This is a genomic window from Terrabacter carboxydivorans, assembly GCF_039532035.1.
GTDB classification, from domain to species: Bacteria; Actinomycetota; Actinomycetes; order Actinomycetales; family Dermatophilaceae; genus Terrabacter; species Terrabacter carboxydivorans.
Genome location: NZ_BAAARE010000012.1, coordinates 69003 through 87711 on the forward strand (window position 1 = coordinate 69003; position 18709 = coordinate 87711).

At 71.4% G+C, this 18709-nt stretch carries 19 protein-coding genes; 1 reads left to right on the forward strand and 18 read right to left on the reverse strand.

Going from position 1 to position 18709, the window contains the following annotated elements:
• Positions 1-36 precede the first annotated feature (36 nt).
• The 9 genes from atpE to ABD297_RS14440 all read right to left on the reverse strand — a co-directional run bounded on the left by atpE (position 37) and on the right by ABD297_RS14440 (position 7080).
• A complete protein-coding gene (atpE, locus tag ABD297_RS14400; RefSeq protein WP_020142944.1) occupies positions 37-246 on the reverse strand; it encodes an ATP synthase F0 subunit C in 210 nt (69 codons plus the stop codon).
• Between the two features lie 123 nt (positions 247-369).
• On the reverse strand, positions 370-1149 hold the full coding sequence (atpB, locus tag ABD297_RS14405) for a F0F1 ATP synthase subunit A (protein ID WP_344255682.1): 780 nt from the start codon (positions 1147-1149) through the stop codon (positions 370-372).
• A gap of 160 nt (positions 1150-1309) precedes the next feature.
• Positions 1310-1576: an AtpZ/AtpI family protein gene (locus ABD297_RS14410; protein WP_344255684.1), complete on the reverse strand. Its 267-nt coding sequence runs from the start codon at positions 1574-1576 to the stop codon at positions 1310-1312.
• A 14-nt stretch (positions 1577-1590) separates the two neighbouring features.
• Entirely contained in the window at positions 1591-2064 is a 474-nt protein-coding gene (locus ABD297_RS14415) for a Cg1360 family ATP-synthase-associated protein (protein WP_344255686.1), read from the reverse strand.
• A gap of 144 nt (positions 2065-2208) precedes the next feature.
• Positions 2209-3306 (reverse strand): glycosyltransferase family 4 protein, encoded by a 1098-nt coding sequence (locus ABD297_RS14420; protein WP_344255688.1) that lies wholly within the window; start codon positions 3304-3306, stop codon positions 2209-2211.
• A gap of 57 nt (positions 3307-3363) precedes the next feature.
• A complete protein-coding gene (locus ABD297_RS14425; RefSeq protein ID WP_344255690.1) occupies positions 3364-4641 on the reverse strand; it encodes a serine hydroxymethyltransferase in 1278 nt (425 codons plus the stop codon).
• A gap of 48 nt (positions 4642-4689) precedes the next feature.
• Positions 4690-5439, reverse strand: coding sequence for an L-threonylcarbamoyladenylate synthase (locus ABD297_RS14430; RefSeq protein WP_344255692.1), 750 nt, complete (start codon positions 5437-5439; stop codon positions 4690-4692).
• A 77-nt stretch (positions 5440-5516) separates the two neighbouring features.
• On the reverse strand, positions 5517-6389 hold the full coding sequence (locus ABD297_RS14435) for an SDR family oxidoreductase (protein ID WP_344255694.1): 873 nt from the start codon (positions 6387-6389) through the stop codon (positions 5517-5519).
• A 13-nt stretch (positions 6390-6402) separates the two neighbouring features.
• Complete coding sequence (locus tag ABD297_RS14440; protein ID WP_344255696.1) at positions 6403-7080, reverse strand: NADPH-dependent F420 reductase; 678 nt, start codon at positions 7078-7080, stop codon at positions 6403-6405.
• A 144-nt stretch (positions 7081-7224) separates the two neighbouring features.
• Here ABD297_RS14440 and ABD297_RS14445 point away from each other — a divergent pair, with 144 nt between their 5' ends.
• The gene (locus tag ABD297_RS14445; protein WP_344255698.1) at positions 7225-7815 is read left to right on the forward strand and encodes a TetR/AcrR family transcriptional regulator; all 591 of its coding nucleotides are present in this window, start codon (positions 7225-7227) and stop codon (positions 7813-7815) included.
• 31 nt (positions 7816-7846) lie between these two features.
• Here ABD297_RS14445 and prmC read toward each other — a convergent pair whose 3' ends face one another.
• The 9 genes from prmC to ABD297_RS14490 form a co-directional block, all read right to left on the reverse strand.
• A complete protein-coding gene (gene prmC / locus ABD297_RS14450) occupies positions 7847-8719 on the reverse strand; it encodes a peptide chain release factor N(5)-glutamine methyltransferase (RefSeq protein WP_344255700.1) in 873 nt (290 codons plus the stop codon).
• Complete coding sequence (gene prfA / locus ABD297_RS14455) at positions 8716-9804, reverse strand: peptide chain release factor 1 (protein WP_344255702.1); 1089 nt, start codon at positions 9802-9804, stop codon at positions 8716-8718. The genes prmC and prfA overlap by 4 nt, the downstream gene beginning before the upstream one ends.
• 122 nt (positions 9805-9926) lie before the next feature.
• On the reverse strand, positions 9927-10142 hold the full coding sequence (gene rpmE, locus ABD297_RS14460) for a 50S ribosomal protein L31 (protein ID WP_344255827.1): 216 nt from the start codon (positions 10140-10142) through the stop codon (positions 9927-9929).
• Between the two features lie 181 nt (positions 10143-10323).
• Complete coding sequence (locus ABD297_RS14465; protein WP_344255704.1) at positions 10324-12417, reverse strand: ATP-binding protein; 2094 nt, start codon at positions 12415-12417, stop codon at positions 10324-10326.
• Positions 12414-13862 carry a glycosyltransferase family 2 protein gene (locus ABD297_RS14470; RefSeq protein WP_344255706.1) on the reverse strand — a complete coding sequence of 483 codons (1449 nt, stop codon included), beginning with the start codon at positions 13860-13862 and terminating at the stop codon, positions 12414-12416. The genes ABD297_RS14465 and ABD297_RS14470 overlap by 4 nt, the downstream gene beginning before the upstream one ends.
• On the reverse strand, positions 13859-14917 hold the full coding sequence (locus tag ABD297_RS14475) for a HEAT repeat domain-containing protein (protein ID WP_344255708.1): 1059 nt from the start codon (positions 14915-14917) through the stop codon (positions 13859-13861). The genes ABD297_RS14470 and ABD297_RS14475 overlap by 4 nt, the downstream gene beginning before the upstream one ends.
• Before the next feature lie 13 nt (positions 14918-14930).
• Positions 14931-15332 carry a response regulator transcription factor gene (locus tag ABD297_RS14480; protein ID WP_344255710.1) on the reverse strand — a complete coding sequence of 134 codons (402 nt, stop codon included), beginning with the start codon at positions 15330-15332 and terminating at the stop codon, positions 14931-14933.
• 117 nt (positions 15333-15449) lie between these two features.
• Positions 15450-17540 (reverse strand): transcription termination factor Rho, encoded by a 2091-nt coding sequence (rho, locus tag ABD297_RS14485; RefSeq protein WP_425581176.1) that lies wholly within the window; start codon positions 17538-17540, stop codon positions 15450-15452.
• 191 nt (positions 17541-17731) lie between these two features.
• Positions 17732-18709, reverse strand: coding sequence for a homoserine kinase (locus ABD297_RS14490; protein ID WP_344255713.1), 978 nt, complete (start codon positions 18707-18709; stop codon positions 17732-17734).

The following is an 18709-nucleotide window of genomic DNA, read 5'->3' on the forward strand; positions in this document are numbered from 1 at the left end:
ACGGTCGGTGCTTCGAGCTGCCCCTGGGGAGGGGCGTCAGCCCTTGAAGACGAACGCGAGCGCGATACCGAAGATGGCGAGCGCCTCGGTGATGGCCATGCCGAGGAAGGCGATCGGCTGGAGCATGCCGCGGGCCTCGGGCTGACGGGCGACGCCGTTGATGTAGGCGGCGAAGATCAGACCGACACCGATACCGGGGCCGATGGCGGAGAGGCCGTAACCGAGGATGGCGATGTTGCCAGTCATGTTTGTTCCATTCCTTCTTGTCTTGTCCGGCTGGCGGTTACCAGACGGGCTGGGGCGAAGCTGGTTCGTGGTGCTCGTGCGGTGGTGCGGGTGGTGCTGCGCGCGGTGGACGCGCGGGGACGCTCAGTGCTCGTCGGCGACGGCACCCGCGATGTAGAGCGCGGCGAGCAGGGTGAAGACGTAGGCCTGCAGGAACTCCACCAGCAGCTCGAAGAGCGTCATGATGAAGGCGAAGATCCACGTCACGCCACCGGCGACGACGAGGATGCCGCCGGAGGTCAGCATGTACCAGCCACCCGTGATGAACAGGACCATGAGGATGTGGCCGGCGAACATGTTGCCGAAGAGTCGCAGGGCGAGCGTGACCGGACGCGTGAAGAGGTCGGTGATCAGCTCGAGGATGAAGATCGGGATGATCATCCCCTTGGGCAGGCCCGAGGGGACGAGCGACTTCCAGTAGCCGATGAAGCCGTGCTTCTTCATGCCGACGACGTGGAAGACGACCCAGACGATGAGGGCCAGGGCGATCGGGAAGCCGATGCGGCTCATCGTCGGGTAGCTCATCGGCGGGATGACGCCGAAGAGGTTGTTGACGAGGATCAGCACGAACATCGAGAACAGCAGCGGCACGAACTTCATGAACTCGTGGCTGCCGATGAGGTCCTTGGCGACCCCGTTGCGGACCAGGCCGTAGACGGCCTCGGTCCCCATCTGGCCCTTGCTCGGGACGAGAGCCTTCTTGCGCGTGGTGGCCAGCAGCCACCAGCTGATCAGGATGATCGAGAGGGCCATGAGGAACATGGGGCGCGTGATCGCCCATGCGCCGTCACCGATGAGGGGCTGCCAGAACTCCTCGACACCGGGGGCGGTGTAGTCCGTCGGGGCGGCGGCCACGATGCTCACGGGTTACTCCTTCGTAGGTTCTGGGCGCTTCGGCTGACGGACGGCGTCAGCGGTGCAGGGGCGGTGCTCGGGTGCGGGCTCCCGGCGGGGCCCCGGGTCTGCGGGCCGGCAGGCGACGCGCTGGCGGGCGGCGCGGTGGCCGTCGGGCTCGTCTGCGGGCTCACTGGGTACCGTATCGGAACCAGATGAGGTAGAGCGACAGGGCCATTCCACCCACGATCCCCGCTCCGACGAGCCACCCCGTGCCGAGCCAGTGGTCCGCGAGGGCACCGAGGCCGCCGTAGATCAGCGGGCCGGTCAGCAGGTAGGCCACGGCCCGCCAGGCCGAGTCCTGCTCGCGGATGTTGAAGGACCGCAGCTCCTCGGCCTTGTCCTCCGCCGACGGCTCGTCGGGTGAGGTCGGCTCGGGCTGTGAGGGCGTGGACATGTGCACCTCCGTGGTCACTGCTCATCACGCGGCTCCCGGTCGCTCGGGGCCTCGAGGGAGGCCGCGCCGTCCGGGTCGTAGGCGAAGATGCGCAGCCGCTTGTAGGCGCGCATCTCGAAGAAGAGCCAGACGACCGCGCAGATCGTGACGGACAGCCCGATCGCGTAGCCGGAGGCCCAGGTGACGTCGCGCAGGGCGAACATGACGACGCCGAGGACCAGCACCTTGAAGGTGTAGGTGGCCATGACGATCATCATCGTGGTCGTGGGCGGGAGGTCGGCCGTGCGCTTCATGACGAGCAGCGTCAGGCTGAAGAAGAAGATGACGAGCGCCGCACCGAGCGCGGCCGACCAGGCGGCCTTGGGACTGGAGAACAACCCGACGACGACGCACACGAGGCCGGTGACGGCGGTCGGCAGCAGCGAGCCCCGGAGGAGCTGGGCGAACGCATCGGACTGTGATGCGTTCGGTGCCGGTGTGGCGCTCAAGAAAACCTGCCTGGGTGCGTCGTGGAGGCGTAGTGCGGGCGGGGCTCGGGCTGGTCCGGGTCGGGCTCGGACCGTGGTGCGGTGAAGCGGATCGGGCGCCCGCGGTGGCCTTGTCAGGCTGCCCTCAGGTGCTTGTGAATGCTATCACAAGCGTTCCGAGGGCCTCCACCGCGGCAGCCACACCGTGAGCACCACACCCATGGCCGCGGCCGCCCCGACGACCGCCAGTGGACGAAGGCCGTCCCAGATGACGAAGGACACCGATCCCAGGGCCACGATGGCGGCCCACAGGTAGAGGATGAGCACGGCCCGGCGGTGGCCGTGGCCGATGCGGAGCATCCGGTGGTGCAGGTGCAGCGCGTCGGGCTGCCACGGGCGCTGACCGGCGCGGGTGCGGCGCACGACGGCGAGGACCATGTCGAGGAACGGCAGCAGGAGCACGGCCAGGGGCACGAGGATCGGCAGGAAGGCTGCCGAGACCTCGTTGGCGCTGACCTGGCCGGGGTCGACGTTGCCGGTCAGGGTGATCGTGGCCGCCGAGAGCAGCAGGCCGAGGGTCAGGGCGCCGGAGTCGCCCATGAAGAGCCGGGCCGGATGGAAGTTGTGCGGCAGGAAGCCGGCGCAGCACCCCACGAGGGCCGCGCTGATGAACGTCGCCGTCGAGAAGACGTTGGCCGGCACGAAGGACCGCGACACGAGGTAGCTGTAGATGAAGAAGGCGAACGCCGCGATGCCGACGACACCGGCGGCGAGCCCGTCGAGCCCGTCGATGAAGTTGACCGCGTTGGTCGAGGCGATGACGACGAGCACCGTGAAGAGCACGAGCACGGGGGTCGGTAGGATCGTCGTGCCGAAGATCGGCAGCGAGAGCAGCTGCACGCCGGTGTAGGCCATCAGGCCCGCGGCGAGCATCTGGCCGGCCAGCTTGGTCAGCCAGTCGAGCTCACGGATGTCGTCGAAGGCCCCCACGAGGCACACGATCCCGCCCGCCGCGACCACGCCGATGATCTGCTTCGTCGAGAAGAGGGAGCCGAGGTAGGGCAGCGCCCGCGCCACGAGCGCGGCCGCCACGAACCCGATGTAGATGCCCACTCCCCCGAGCCGCGGGATCGGCGTCTTGTGGACGTCGCGCTCGCGGACCGGGGTGAAGGCACCCGTCGCCACGGCGAGGCTCCGCACGAAGGGTGTGGCGAGGTACGTGACCGCAGCGGCCACGATGAGGACGAGGACGTACTCGTGCACCTACCGACCTTCGCTCGGGCGCCGTCGCCGGGACGTGGGACGACGATGTGGGACGACTCAGCGTGGGTATGCCGGGAAGCGGGTCACGAGGTCCGTGACCTCCGCGCGAACCTGCTTGCTGACGGCGTGGTCCGGGTCGGCGTCGCCCTGCGTGACGGCCTGGTGGATGAGCGTCGCGATCTGCTTCATCTCCTCCAGGCCCATGCCCTGCGTCGTCACGGACGGCGTGCCCACGCGGATGCCCGAGGCGATGTTGGGCTTCTGCGGGTCGAAGGGGATGGCGTTCTTGTTGAGCACGATCCCGGCCGCGTCGGCGCGCTCCTCGGCCTCCTTGCCGGTGACGCCGACGCCCTGCAGGTCGAGGAGCGACAGGTGCGTGTCGGTGCCGCCGGTCGTCGGACGGATGCCGAGCTCGAGCAGGCTCGAGGCGAGCTGCTGGCTGTTGGCGATGACGTCCTTGGCGTACTGGGCGTACTCGGGGGTCGCGGCCTCCTTGAAGTTGACCGCCTTGGCCGCGATGGTGTGCATCTGCGGGCCGCCCTGCATCATCGGGAAGATCGCCTTGTCCATGGCGGCCGCGTGCTCGGCCTTGCAGACGAGGGCGCCGGAGCGCGGGCCGCGGAGCACCTTGTGCGTCGTGAAGGTCACGACGTCGGCGTACGGCACGGGCGACGGGATGGCCTTGCCGGCGACGAGACCGATGAAGTGCGCGGCGTCGACCCAGAGGATCGCGCCGACCTCGTCGGCGATGGCACGGAAGCGCGCGAAGTCGATGAGACGCGGGATGGCGGAGCCACCGGCGCAGATGACCTTGGGGCGGTGCTCCTTGGCGAGCGCCTCGACCTGGTCGTAGTCGATGTCCTCGGTCGTGGCGTCGACGCCGTAGTGCACGGCGTTGAACCACTTGCCGGAGAAGGAGACCTTGGTGCCGTGCGTCAGGTGGCCGCCCATCGGCAGGGCCATCGCGAGGATCGTGTCACCGGGCGACATGAAGGCGCCGTAGACGGCCTGGTTGGCGCTCGCACCGGAGTGGGCCTGGACGTTGGCATGGTCGGCGCCGAAGAGGGCCTTGGCCCGCTCGATGGCGATCGTCTCGGCCTTGTCGACCTCGGAGCAGCCGCCGTAGTACCGGCGCCCCGGGTAGCCCTCGGCGTACTTGTTCGACAGCGTCGACCCGAGGGCCGTCAGCACGGCCGGCGAGCTGATGTTCTCGCTCGCGATGAGCTGCAGCCCGCCGCGGATGCGGTCGAGCTCCGACAGGAGCACCCCGGCGATGTCGGGGTCGAAGGACTTCAGGGCACCGAAGTCGGAGCCGTAGAACGTGTCGTCAGCCATGGGAGTTCTCCGGGTGGGTCGGGAGTGGGGCGCGAGCGCGAGCCAACTCTAGGGGGTCGTGCTGGGACCGTCGGACTGCTGCTCGGGGGTGGAGACGTCGTTCCACTCCCCCACGGCGGCCGGGTCGTCGACCACGGGGTCGGGAGCCGGGGCCTCGAGCTCCGGCTCCGGCTCGAGCGCCGCGTCGATGTCGTCCTGCGAGAGCGCGCCGACCCGCAGGGTGACGGGCGTCTCGCCGGTGCAGTCGATGATCGTCGAGGGCAGACCGCCGCCGGCAGGCCCACCGTCGAGGTAGACGCCGACGGACTCGCCGAGCATGCCCTGGGCCTCGTCGACGGTCAGGGCCGCGGGATCGCCGGTGGTGTTGGCACTCGTCACGGCCATGGGCCCGATGTCGCCGAGCAGCTCGAGGGTGATCTCGTGGTCGGGCACCCGGAGCGCGACCGTGCCGTTGGTCTCGCCGAGGTCCCAGTGCAGTGACGTCTGGGCCTTGAGCACCAGCGTCAGCGGTCCGGGCCAGAACTTCTCCATGAGCCGCTGCGCGTAGTCGGGCACCTGGGTCGCGAGGCCCTGGGCCGTGCGCGCCGTCGGGATCAGGACCGGGGGCGGCATGTCGCGTCCCCGTCCCTTGGCCGCGAGGACCGAGGCGACGGCTGTCGCGTCGAAGGCGTCGCAGCCGACGCCGTAGACGGTGTCGGTCGGCAGGACGACGATCTCGCCGCGTCGGACGGCCGAGGCCGCGGCCGGGATGCCCTCGGCCCGCCCCTCGGGGTCGGTGCAGTCGTAGCGTTCGCTCACGGGCCGAGCCTACTGGCGCCGGCCGGGCACCCGGCGGGGGCACCCGGCGGCGCGCGGGAGGGCGGGCCGACGAGCCGTCAGGACGGCTCGATGCCGACGAGCTCGGCCGAGGCGCACCAGAGCCGCGCGGCCACCTCGGTGTCGTAGGACGCGCGCGAGGAGCGGCTCGCCCTGCCATTCACGAAGTAGCGGCCGGACACGCCCTCCAGCTCGGGCGACGACGCGAGACGGACGGAGGTGTCCGCCCCACGCTCGGGGCTCTTCATGAGCGGCCGCACCACAGGGAGCAGTCGCCGCATCCACGGGCCGGAGTCCTCCTGGCCGAAGGCGGTCCGGACGACGCCGGGGTGCAGTGCGTTCGCCGTGACGGCCGCGCCGTCGACCGCCGCGAGCCGGCGCGCGAGCTCGTAGGTGGACATGACGTTGGCGAGCTTGGACTGGCTGTAGGCGCGCTGCCCGCTGTAGTCCCGGGTGCCCTGGAGGTCGTCGAGGTCGATGCGACCCATGGCCTGCGCGCCCGACGACACGGTGACGACGCGGGCAGGGGCGCTCGCGCGCAGCCGGTCGAGCAGCAGGTGGGTCAGCAGGAAAGGTGCGAGGTGGTTGACGGCGAAGGTGCGCTCCAGGCCGTCGGCCGTCACGTGCCGTGTCGCCCAGTAGCCGCCGACGTTGTTGACGAGGACGTCGAGGCGTGGGTATGCCGTGAGCACCCTTTCGGCGAGCGAGTGCACCTCGCGTTGGGCGGAGAGGTCGGCCACGAAGACGTCGACCCGGCCACCGACGGTGCGGATCGAGGTCGCCGCCGACTCCGCGCGGGACGCGTCGCGTCCGACGATCCCGACCCGGGCCCCGAGACCGGCGAGGCGGGTGGCCGTGGCCAGCCCGATGCCGCCGGTGCCGCCGGTGACGAGCACGGTCCGGCCCGCCATCGGGCCCTCGGCACCGGTCACGGGGCCCGCCACGTCAGCGCACGACCTTGAAGTTGAACGCCGCCGTGCCCAGTGAGCCCATCAGGCGCAGCCACACGGGCAGCAGCATCTCGGTGCCACGGGCCGTCGTGATGTCACCGAGGTCGATGACGTCGGTGTGGCCGAAGGACGTGAGCAGCTCGGTCACGGTGGCCTTGGCCGCCGCGTCGTCGCCGGACACGAAGACGGACGACTCCTGCCCGAGGTTCTCCGGGTGGACCATGAGCTCGGCCGTGAGGGTGTTGAGCGTCTTGACGACTCGGGCCCGCGGGAACGCCCGCTGCACCTGCTCGCCGAGGGAGTCGGTGTCCTTGACGAAGAGGGTGGGCGGGAAGCCGTTCGAGAAGTCGAGCGGGTTCGAGATGTCGAGGACGACCTTGTCGGCCAGGTGGTCCGCACCGGCTGCCTCGAGGGCCGGCAGCGCGCCGTGCCCGCTCGTGGCGTTGACGACGAGCTCCGCCGAGGCGGCCGCGTCGGCGAGGGTGGCAAGGCGCACCCGGTCGTGGTCCGCCGCCCAGGCCGAGTAGGGCGGGTTGCCCGTGCCGTCGGGCTCGGTGCGGGCCCGGGTGGCCTGCGGGTCGCGCGTGCCGACCGTGACGTCGTGGCCGAGGCCGGACAGGCGGCCGGCGATCGTCCGGCCGACCGAGCCGGTGCCGAGGACTGCGATCTTCATGGAGGTTCTCCTGGAGGTGGTCCGGTGTGGGTCGAGGTCGAAGTAGACAAGTCTGTCTGCCCCACGGTCCTGAACGTAACAGACAGATCTGTCTACCTGCAAGGTATGCTGGCGCCGACGCCGTCGCACGAACCGAGGAGCCCGATGCCCACCGCCACGCCGCCCCGCCTCAGCGCCGCGCGCGAGCGCATCCTCGACACAGCCTTCTCGCTCTTCTACGCGCGGGGCATCCGCGCGGTCGGGGTCGACCTCATCATCGCCGAGTCCGGCGTGGCCAAGGCGACCTTCTACAAGCACTTCCCCGCGAAGGACGACCTCGTCGTGGCCTACCTCGACAAGGTCGACGGCGTCTGGACGGGACAGCTGAAGGAGGCGGCCCGGGCTGCGGGCGAGTCCCCCGCGGCGCAGCTCGTCGGGCTCTTCGACGCGCTGGGCTCGGCGTGCCGGCGCGAGGGCTACCGCGGCTGCGCCTTCATCAACGCGGCGGCCGAGTCGCAGCCGGGCAGCGCCGTCCACGACCGCACCGTCGCGCACAAGAGCGCCGTGCTCGACTGGGTGCGGGACCTGTCGGAGCAGGCCGGCGCACCGGACCCGCAGGCGCTGGCGCGCTCCCTGACGCTCCTGCTCGACGGCGGCCTGGCGAGCGGCTCGCTCGACGCGAGCCCCGAGGCGCCCGCGGTGGCCCGCGAGTGCGCCCGCGCCCTCGTCACGGCCTCCACCGGGGCCTCCGTCTGAGGGGTGTGCCTGTCACCCTCGCGGGCGCGGGTCAGTCGGCGCGACGGGCCCGCGTGACCCGGGGACGACCACCAAGGTCCCGGTGGTCCTCCACCTCGACCCACTCCCCAGTGGCCCCGAGCCGGCGTGGCAGGCTCTCGCCCTGCGAGTCGGCGTGCTCGACGAGCACGAGTCCCCCCGGACGGAGCAGACCGGCCGCCACCCGGGCCACGGCGAGCGGGATCGCCAGCCCGTCCTCGCTGCCGCCGTAGAGCGCGATGTCGGGGTCGTGGTCGCGGACCTCGGGGTCGACGGGCACGGCCCCGACCGGGATGTAGGGCGGGTTGATGGTCACGAGGTCGATGCCGCCGGCCCACTCCTCGAAGCACGCCGCGGTCGCGTCGCCCTGCACGAGGTCGACGTCGAGGCCGAGCCGGTCCCGGTTGGAGACGGCCCAGGCGTAGGCGTCGGGCGACAGCTCGAGCGCCCGCACCTCCGCCTCGGGCCGCTCGTCCTTGACCGACAGCGCGATCGCGCCGGACCCGGAGCAGAGGTCGACGACGTGCACCGGCTCGGACCGGCCGAGCGCGAGCACCCGGTCGACCTCGGCGAGGGCCAGGTCGACGAGCACCTCGGTCTCGGGTCGGGGCACGAAGACCCCGGGCCCCACGGCCAGGGTCAGCCGCCGGAAGTGGGCCCGTCCGGTGAGGTGCTGGAGCGGCACCCGCCCGGCGCGCTCGTCGACGAGGACGGCATACGTGCTCGGGAGCGTGCGTCCGCCGAGCACCATGAGGCGACGCACCTCCGAGGAGTCGACGCCGAGGACGTGGGCCGCGAGCGCGATAGCGTCGACGTCGGCCGAGACCACGCCGGCCTCGCGCAGGCGCGCGGCGGCGGCCCGGACACCGTCACGCAGGTCCGTCACGCGTCGGACCCGTCGGCGGCGAGGGCCGCGAGCTTGGCCGCCTCGTCGGCGTCGATCGCCGACTGCACCACCGGGTCGAGGTCGCCGTCGAGGACCGCGTCGAGGTTGTAGGACTTGTAGCCCGTGCGGTGGTCGGAGATCCGGTTCTCAGGGAAGTTGTAGGTCCGGATGCGCTCGGACCGGTCGACGGTGCGCACCTGTGACCGGCGGGCGGCGCTCGCCTCGGCGTCGGCCTCGTCCTGGGCCAGCTGGTGCAGCCGGGCTCGCAGGACGCGCATCGCGGCCTCCTTGTTCTGCAGCTGCGACTTCTCGTTCTGGCACGAGACGACGAGGCCGGTCGGGAGGTGGGTGATGCGCACGGCCGAGTCGGTCGTGTTGACGCTCTGCCCGCCGGGACCGCTGCTGCGGTAGACGTCGATGCGCAGGTCGTTGGGGTCGATCGTCACCTCGACCTCCTCGGCCTCGGGCATGACGAGGACCCCGGCGGCCGAGGTGTGGATGCGGCCCTGGCTCTCGGTGACGGGCACGCGCTGCACGCGGTGGACTCCGCCCTCGTACTTCAGGCGAGCCCACGGTCCCTCTCCGAGACCCGGAGCGCCCTTGGCACGCACCGAGACCCGCACGTCCTTGTAGCCGCCGAGGTCGCTCTCGGTGGCGTCCTCGACGGCGGTGCGCCAGCCGCGCTGCTCGGCATAACGGAGGTACATCCGCAGCAGGTCCCCGGCGAAGAGCGCCGACTCGTCGCCGCCCTCACCCGCCTTGACCTCGAGGATGACGTCGCGGTCGTCGTCGGGGTCGCGCGGCACGAGCATGTGCCGGAGGTGCTCCTCGGCAGCCGCGAGGCGCGACTCGAGCGAGGGCACCTCCTCGGCGAACGACTCGTCGTCGGCGGCGAGCTCGCGTGCGGCCGTCAGGTCGTCGCCGGCCGCCGTCCACTCGCGCGCGGCTGCGACGGTGGGCGCCAACGCCGCATACCGCTTGTTCAGCGTGCGCACGAGGTCCTGGTCACCGTGCACGGCAGGGTCGGCGAGCTGCTGCTCGAGCTCGGCGTACTCGTCGAGGATCGACTGGACGGATTCGAGCACGGCAGGCCCTTCGGCTCAGGAACTTGGGGGGAGACGTCCGGGGAGACATCCCTGGAGACGGACGGATACGACGAACGCCGGCCCCCGACGACCGAAGTCGTGGGAGCCGGCGTGCGGGAGACCTACTTGGCGGCCTTCTTGCCGTAACGGGCCTCGAACCGGGCCACGCGGCCACCGGTGTCGAGGATCTTCTGCTTGCCCGTGTAGAACGGGTGGCACTGCGAGCACACGTCGGCAGAGATCTTGCCGGACGTCTCGGTGCTGCGGGTCGTGAACGTGTTGCCACAGGTGCAGGTGACCGTGGTCTCCACGTAGTCGGGGTGAAGGTCCTTCTTCAACGTGTTCTCCTCGAGGTAGTCGGCCGGGTCGGTGTCGTCGCTGCCCACCGTGGTGGGTCGCTCGGCCGTGAACCGGTCCAAAGGAAGAGTGTGCCAGAAAGGCGCACCTCCTCCCAAACGCGCGACGCCTCCGGCGCATTCCCCGCCCGCCGCGCCCGCGGACGCGGGCGCGCATCGTCGCTCAGGCAGGCACGACCGCGGGCTGGGAGGCGGCCTGCGACACCGGGAGCACGACCTGCATCGTCGTCCCCTCCCCCTCGACCGAGGCGATGACGAGCTCGCCGCCGTGACCCTCGACGATGGCACGCACGATGGCCAGGCCCAGGCCCGTGCCGGGGATCGCCGCCGCGGTGGCGTTGCCGGCCCGGAAGAACCGCTCGGACAGGCGCGTGAGGTCCGCGGCCGGGATGCCGATCCCCGTGTCGTGGACGGAGATGATCGTCGAGCCGCCGGACCGCTCGGCCGACAGCAGCACCTGGCCGCCCTCCGGCGTGAACTTGACGGCGTTGGAGCCGAGGTTGATCAGGGCCCGCTCGACCTGTCCCCGGTCGACCCGGACCCGGAGGTCGTCGGGCACGTCGGTGCAGACGAGCTCGACCCCGCCGGCGGCCGCGACCGGCTCCATCGTCTCGGTGACGGTGCGCAGCAGGTCACGGACGGCCACGTCCTCGGAGACCGACTGCAGCCCGCTGATCTCGATCTTGTTGAGCACCAGCAGGTCCTCGATGAGACCGCGCAGGCGGGTGGCGTTTCGGCCGATGATGTCGAGCGCCACGTGCTGGCCGTCGCTGACGTCGCCGAAGTCGCCGTCGACGAGCAGCTCGAGGTAGCCGCTGATCGAGGTGAGCGGGGTCCGCAGCTCGTGGCTGACCGTCGCCATGAAGTCGGTCTTCTGCCGGTCGAGCTCGGTCAGGCGTCGCACCTGCTCGTCCTGCATCTCGGCCAGGCGCAGCGCCACGATGGACTGTGCGGCGATGGCCGAGCACTGCTGGGCGGCCTGGATCTCGTGACGGTGCCAGCGCCGCGGGGCACTGACCATCATCACCGAGAGGATCCCGAGGCCTCGACCGCCGGTGCCGACCGGGAGCATGAGCAGGGACCTGGCGCCCGTGGCCCGGAAGAAGGCGCGGGCCCGCTCGTCGTCGTAGGCCTGGTGGGCGAGCAGGTCACCGAGGTCGAAGAAGCCGACGTCGCGGCGCAGCTCGTCGTTGACGGCACCGACCTGCTGGGCGAGCGAGCGTGGCAGCGGCGGCAGGTCGGGCAGGTCGTCGGTGTGCCACTGGAGGCGGTCCTCGATGGTCTGGCCGTCGTCGCCGAGGGTGTAGAGCAGCACGCGGTCGGCGCCGAGGCCGGCGCCGAGCTTGGTCGCGACGCGCTGGAGGGCCTCGTGCACGTCACCCGCCGACCGGACGGTGCGCCCGACGTCGAGCACGAGCTCCTGCATCTCGAGGACGGCCGCCTGCTGGTCGACGAGCCTCGCGTTGGCGCGGGTGAGGTCGTTGAAGTCGCGGGCCAGCATGCGCACCTCGAGGGCGCCCTCCTCCTGGTTGGCCATCGCGATGACGTCCTCCTCGGCCTGCCGGCGCACCACCTCGCGGAGGCGGGCGAGCGGCCGGCCGACGGCGCGGTCCATGCCGAAGCCCGCGGCGACGAGGACGAGCAGCACGGCTCCGGCGACGACGATGATGACGGCGGACGTGATCGCGGTGGCCTCGCGCGAGTCGACCCGGGCGGCGTCGCGCTGGGTCTGGACGCTCGAGCCGAGGGCGTCGTTGGCCGAACGGAAGCCGGCGTATGCCGCGACGCTGCGGGCGCGGTCGGCCGCGGTCGCCGACGCGCCAGGGGCCAGACCCTTGAGGGACTCACCGGCCGCCACGAACCACGCGTCGACGGCTGCCCGCTCCTGCGCGACGAGCACGGCGAAGCGCGCCCGGTCGCCGCTCGAGAGCTCCTCGCTGGCCGTCGCCGTCCGGACCTGCTCGAGCTCGGCGTCGACTCTCGCCCGGAGACTGAGGGGGTCGAGGGCCGACGGGACGCCCGAGGCGACCTGGCGCCAGGCACCCTCGGCGCGGGTCATGTCGAGCAGCACCGCGCCGTTGGCCTCGCGAGCCGGTCCCAGCGCGAGCGTCAGGGCACGGACGGCCGCTCCCTGCGAGTGGATCGTGGCCACGGAGACGATGGCCCCGGCGGGCACGAGGATGACGAGGATCGTGATGAGCAGGCGGATCTGGCTGCCGACCGAGCGCCTGGAGACCACGGGTAGACCGCTGGTCACGCCTGCTCCTCGTCGAAGCCCGTGCGGGTCATGACGCCCCAGACGTGCTTCTTCCCGCGCAGGCTCGACCACCACCCCTCGAGGCGCCACCACACGGTGGCCTGGCGGTAGCCGATGTTCTCGAGGACGGAGGCGGCGATGGTCTGCCAGATGGCACGCCACCGGTCGTGCTTGTGGAACGCCCACTCGTCGACGACCATCGCCGAGAGGGTCACGAGCACGGCATACCCGTAGGCGAGCACGAGGAAGAGGATCGCGAAGGGCACGTTGACGACGCCGAGCAGCAGCGCGAGCGGGACGATGAGGATGCCGAAGAACTCGAGGAGCGGCGCGATGAGCTCGAAGAGCCAGTAGTAGGGCAGCGCGAGCCACCCGACGCGGCCGTACTTCGGGCGGAAGAGCATCGAGCGGTAGGCCCACAGCGTCTCCCACAGGCCGCGGTGCCAGCGCCGGCGCTGGTTGCGCAGGACGGTCGCCGTCACGGGGACCTCGGTCCAGGAGACCGGCTCGGGGACGAACTCGACCTTGTAGTCGCGCCCCTCGTCGCGCATGCGCTTGTGGATGCGCATGACGAGCTCGAAGTCCTCGCCGATGCTGTCGGGGTCCAGGCCCCCGACCTCGACGACGACGTCACGCCGGAACAGGCCGAAGGCGCCGCTGATGAGGATCAGGCCGCCGAGTCGCGACCACCCGGTGCGACCGAGCAGGAAGGCGCGGAGGTACTCGACGAGCTGGATGCGCGGGATCCAGGTCTGCGGCATCTCGACGCGCACGATGCGGCCCGAGACGACACGGCTGCCGTTGACGGGACGGATGGCACCGCCGGTCGCCACCATGCGGGTCGGGTCGTCGGCGAAGGGCCGCGTCACGTGCAGGAGCCCGTCGGGCTCGAGGATCGAGTCGCCGTCGATCATCGCGACGAGCGGCTCGCTCGCGGCGTTGATGCCGACGTTGATGGCCTCGGAGCGCCCGGAGTTCTCCTTGCGCACCACGACGAGACGGGTGCGACCGTCGCGCGGGACCCAGATCCCGATGATCTGTGCGCGGACCGGAACCTCGTGCGGCAGCTCGCGAGGCACCTGGACGAGGTCGAAGGCCTCCTCGAGACGGGCGAAGGTCTCGTCCTTGCTGCCGTCGTCGACGACGACGACCTCGTGGCGCGGGTAGCGCAGCGTGAGGAAGGACTTGACCGCCGTGACGATGCCGGCCTCCTCGTTGTAGGCGGGCACGAGCAGGGACACCCCGGGCGCGAGGCCCGCGCCCTGCCAGGTCAGGGCGGTGGCGCGCCGGCGCTGCTGGGCCCGGAACTCGAGGTAGGCCAGACCGATGAGCACGAGCAACGAGGTGTTGATGAGCAGGAAGTAGATGATGATCGGCACGCTCGAGACGTCCATGACCCACACGACGAAGGAGCGCAGCCCCTCCACGAAGCCGTCCCAGCTCATGCGCTCGCCCGCTGGAGGCTCGCCATGAGTCGCGCCGAGCGCACCGCCGCGTCACTCTCGTGACCCACCAGAGCGCTGCTGCCCTCGGCGCCCATCGTCAGCAGGGCGGTCGCGGCCAGCTCGGCCAGGCGCGGGTCGGGGTCACCGAGGAGTGCCGCCAGTGCCGGCACGGCGCGGGAGTCGCCCAGCTCGCCGATCGCGACGACGCAGGCCCGGCGCAACGACAACGGCTCGGTGTCGACCGTGTGACGGACGAGGATGTCGACGTCCTCGCCCCGACCGAGACGGCCGATCGCGGTGGCGCTCGTCTCGCGCACGGTCAGGTCGGGGTCGGAGTCCAGGAGGCGACGCAGCTGCGGGAGCCCCAGCGTGAAGCTGCGCTCGGCGCTGAGGTGGGCGGCGACCATGCGGGTGCGCGGGTTGTCGTCGCCCATGCCGTCACGGAGCACCTCGGAGATGCCGACGCCCATCGACTGCAGGGCCTCGGCGGCGGTCGCCGCAGGCAGGCCCCGGTCGGGCGCACCGATCGCCGCCAGCACGGGGCCGGCCGCCACCGGGTCGCCGATGAGCCCGAGGGCGTAGGCCGCACTGTTGCGCACCTCCACCGACTCGTCGCCCAGCGCCTCGACGAGGAGCGGCACGGAGTCCCCGGCGCGGGCCAGGCCCAGCAGCTGGGCCGCCCTGGCCCGGCGCACCGTGGACCGGCTCGACAGGTCCTCGACCGCCGCGTCCACGGCGCCGTGCACCTCGAGGACGTGGACGAGCTGGTCGGCGGGGACGCCCCGGATCTTGCCGAGCATCTCGACGATGTTGCGGTCGAGGACCGCGCGCGAGACGCCGGTGGCCCAGGTCAGTTCCTCGGCGGCCGCGCCGTCGTCGTCCTCGCCGGAGGCCACGGTGATGAGGGCCGGGCGCAGGGGCGACATGAGCATCTCGTCGCGCTGGTTGCGGCTGTGACGCCGCGCCCGCACGGCGACGACGAGGATGACGAGGAGCAGGCAGGCACCGAGGATGACCACCGTGGCACCGACGAGCAGCGCCGCTCCGATGATCACGAGAACCTCGGGCTCATCGTGCCCTGGCGAGCATGCCGTTGACCCGGTGCAGCAGCTCCCGCGGGCTGAACGGCTTGATGACGTAGTCGTCGGCGCCGACGGCGAAGCCGGTGTCGACGTCGGAGTCTCGCGACTTGGCACTGAGCAGGAGCACCGGGACGGAAGGGAACTCGCTCTCGCGGATCTTGCGCAGGACGTCGATGCCCGAGAGCCCGGGCATCATCACGTCGAGCACGGCCAGCTGCGGCGGGTTGGCCTCGAAGGCCTCCCACGCGCTGATGCCGTCGGGAACGGCCTCGACGGCATACCCCGCCTGGGTCAGCTTGAACTCCACGAGGTCTCGGATGTCCGCGTCGTCGTCCGCCACGAGGACGCGGACGGGGCTGGCATCGGGGTCGCCGGCAGGCGCAGACATGGCACTCCATGATGGGGATCGGGTGGTCCCCTCATTTTATGGACATTTCGCACCAATGCCGCGTGAAACGCCGAAAGGGGACGACGCACCTGCGCCGTCCCCTCCCGATGAGGTCCGTCAGGACTCGTCGCCGAGCCGTGAACCGCTCGTCGCCTGCACCTGGGTGAGGAACTCGTAGTTGGTCCGCGTCTTCTTCAGCCGGTCGATGAGCAGCTCGATGGCCTGCTGGGCGTCGAGGCCGCCGAGGACCCGGCGCAGCTTCCACATGATCTTCAGCTCCTCGCTCGCGAGGAGGATCTCCTCGCGGCGCGTGCCCGAGCTGTTGATGTCGACGGCGGGGAAGATCCGGCGGTTGGCCAGGTCCCGGCTGAGGCGCAGCTCCATGTTGCCGGTGCCCTTGAACTCCTCGAAGATCACCTCGTCCATCTTCGAGCCGGTCTCCACGAGAGCCGTCGCGAGGATGGTGAGCGAGCCACCGTTCTCGATGTTGCGCGCCGCACCGAAGAACTTCTTCGGCGGGTACAGCGCGGCCGAGTCGACACCACCGGACAGGATGCGCCCGCTCGCCGGCGCGGCGAGGTTGTAGGCGCGACCGAGCTTGGTGATCGAGTCGAGGAGCACGACGACGTCGTGACCGAGCTCGACGAGGCGCTTGGCACGCTCGATCGCGAGCTCGGCGACCGTCGTGTGGTCCTCGGCAGGCCGGTCGAAGGTCGAGGAGATGACCTCGCCCTTGACGGCGCGCTGCATGTCGGTGACCTCCTCGGGACGCTCGTCGACGAGGACGACCATGAGGTGGCACTCGGGGTTGTTCGTCGTGATCGCGTTGGCGAGGGTCTGCATGATCATCGTCTTGCCGGCCTTGGCCGGAGCGACGATGAGGCCGCGCTGGCCCTTGCCGATCGGGGCGACGAGGTCGATGATCCGCGTCGTGAGCACGTTGGGCTCGGTCTCGAGCCGCAGTCGCTGCTGCGGGTAGAGGGGCGTGAGCTTGCCGAACTCGACTCGCTTCGCAGCCTCCTCGGGCGTCTGCCCGTTGACCGTGTCGAGACGCACGAGCGCGTTGAACTTCTGGCGCCCCACGTTGCCCGACGGCTGCTCACCGTCACGCAGCGCCTTGACGGCGCCGGTCACGGCGTCGCCCTTGCGCAGGCCGTTGCCCTTGACGATCCCGAGCGGGACGTAGACGTCGTTCGGGCCGGCGAGGTAGCCGGACGTCCGGACGAACGCGTAGTTGTCGAGCACGTCGAGGATGCCGCCGACGGGCACGAGCACGTCGTCGTCGCCGACCTGCAGGTCCTGGTCGTTCCAGTCCTGACCGCCCTCGCGGCCGCGGCCGCGCTTGCGGTCCCGGCTGCGCTGGCGGTTGCGGCTGCGGCGGCTGCCACCGTCGTCGTCGTAGCCGGCCTGCTGGCCGCGGTTCTGGTCGTGCGTGTCCCCGTGCTGACGATCCTGCTGGCGGTTGTCCTGCTGACGATCCTGCTGGCGGTTGTCCTGCTGACGATCCTGCTGGCGGTCGTTCTGCTGACGATCCTGCTGGCGGTCGCCCTGCTGACGGTCGCTCTGCTGACGGTCGCTCTGCTGACGGTCGGAGCGGTTGCCCTGCTGGCCACGGTCACGCTGACGGGACGCGCGGTCCTCGCCCTCGGGGGCCGCCTGCTCGCGGCGCTCGGCGCGCTGACCGGCTCCGGGCTCCTGCTCATCGGAGCGCGCCTCACGCGACGTCCGAGAGCCACCCTCCGACCGGGGAGCCCGCTCGGGGGTCCGCTCCGTGGTCCGCTCAACGGCCTGCTCGGAAGCCTGCTCGCGCGCCTGCGCCTCGTCGCGCGCCGGGGCGGCGTCGGAGGCAGGGGCCTGGACCTCGGGGGAGGTCTCCGGCGTCGCGGCGGAGCCCGCCGGACGGCTGACCCGGCGCGAGGCGCGGGCCGGGGCGGCCTGCGCGGGGGCGGTGTCGCCGGCCGAGGTCGTCGAGTCGGCCGAAGCCGCCGACGCTGCAGGCGCGGTCGCCGGGGCGGACGAGCCGCCCGACTGGCGGGCCTTGATCGCCTCGACGAGGTCGCTCTTGCGCATCTTCGCCGTCCCGGTGATGCCCATCGACGACGCGACGCCCTTGAGCTCGTCCAGCTTCATGGCCGACAGGCCGGAGAGCGGACGAGTGGTTGTTTCTGACACGAAGGATCCTTCCCCCTCGTTTGCGGCCCGGGACATTCCAGCGGGCCGGACTTGGACCAGGTTCGCTGGCCGTCTGAGATCCACTTCGGCGCAGAACGCGCCCAGAGGCACAGGAGTTCGCCTCAGTGTGGGGGTGGTGCACCGCCTGCGGTGTCGCGGCGTGTGGTGCGAGGTCAGGATACCACCCGGTCACCTCCGCCCGGGCGAAGCCGCGCGGGTCCGGCAGGTCAGCGAGCCCGGACCGTGGCACCCACCGTCGGCACCGTCGGCAGCAGCCGCTCCCACCTCGAGGCGAGATGTCCGGCTCGCACCTCCTCGGCCGCCTCACGCGTCGTGAGGACGAGCACGCTCGGACCGGCTCCCGACACGACGGCGGCACGACCCTGCGAGCGCAGCAGGTCCACGAGCTCCATGGTGTCGGGGTAGGAGGACCGGCGGGCCTCCTGGTGCAGCCAGTCCCGCGTGGCCGCGTGCAGGTGCGTCGGGTCCGCCGTGAGGGCGTGGACCAGCAGCGCTGCTCGACCGGCGCCCGCGGCGGCGGCCGCCAGCGGCACGGTCGCCGGCAGCACGGCACGGGCCGTTCGCGTCGCGAGCTGGGTCTCGGGGACGAAGACGACCACGTCGACGTCGGGGTGCAGGTCGAGGCGCGCGGTCACGGTGCGTTGGCCCTGGTCGAGGCCCGTGCCGTCGGGCATCCAGCTGACGGTGAGGCCACCGAGCACGCTCGCCGAGGCGTTGTCGGGGTGCCCCTCGAGCCGGCTCGCCAGATGCGTCGCCAGGCCGAGGTCGACGGGAACGCCCTCGCCGGGAGCCGGCCACCCGGCATACGCACTCTCGAGCACACCGGCCGAGAGAGCCTGTGCCGCAACGACGCCCGCGACGATGGCGGTGGCAGACGAGCCCAGGCCTCGACCGTGGGGGACGCCGTTGACGGCCTGCAGGTGCAGACCCGAAGGTGGCTCGACACCGAGCACGCTCCACGTGTGCTGCATCGTGGCGTGCACGAGGTGGCGCTCGTCGGTGGGAACCTCCTCGGCACCCTCACCCGCGACCTCGATGACGAGACCGGACTGGTCGGACGTCGTGACGACGTAGTCGTCCCACAGGCCGAGGGCGAGGCCGATCGAGTCGAAGCCGGGGCCCAGGTTGGCGCTGCTCGCGGGCACGCGCACGCTGACGGAGCGGCCCGCGGGCACCCGCAACAC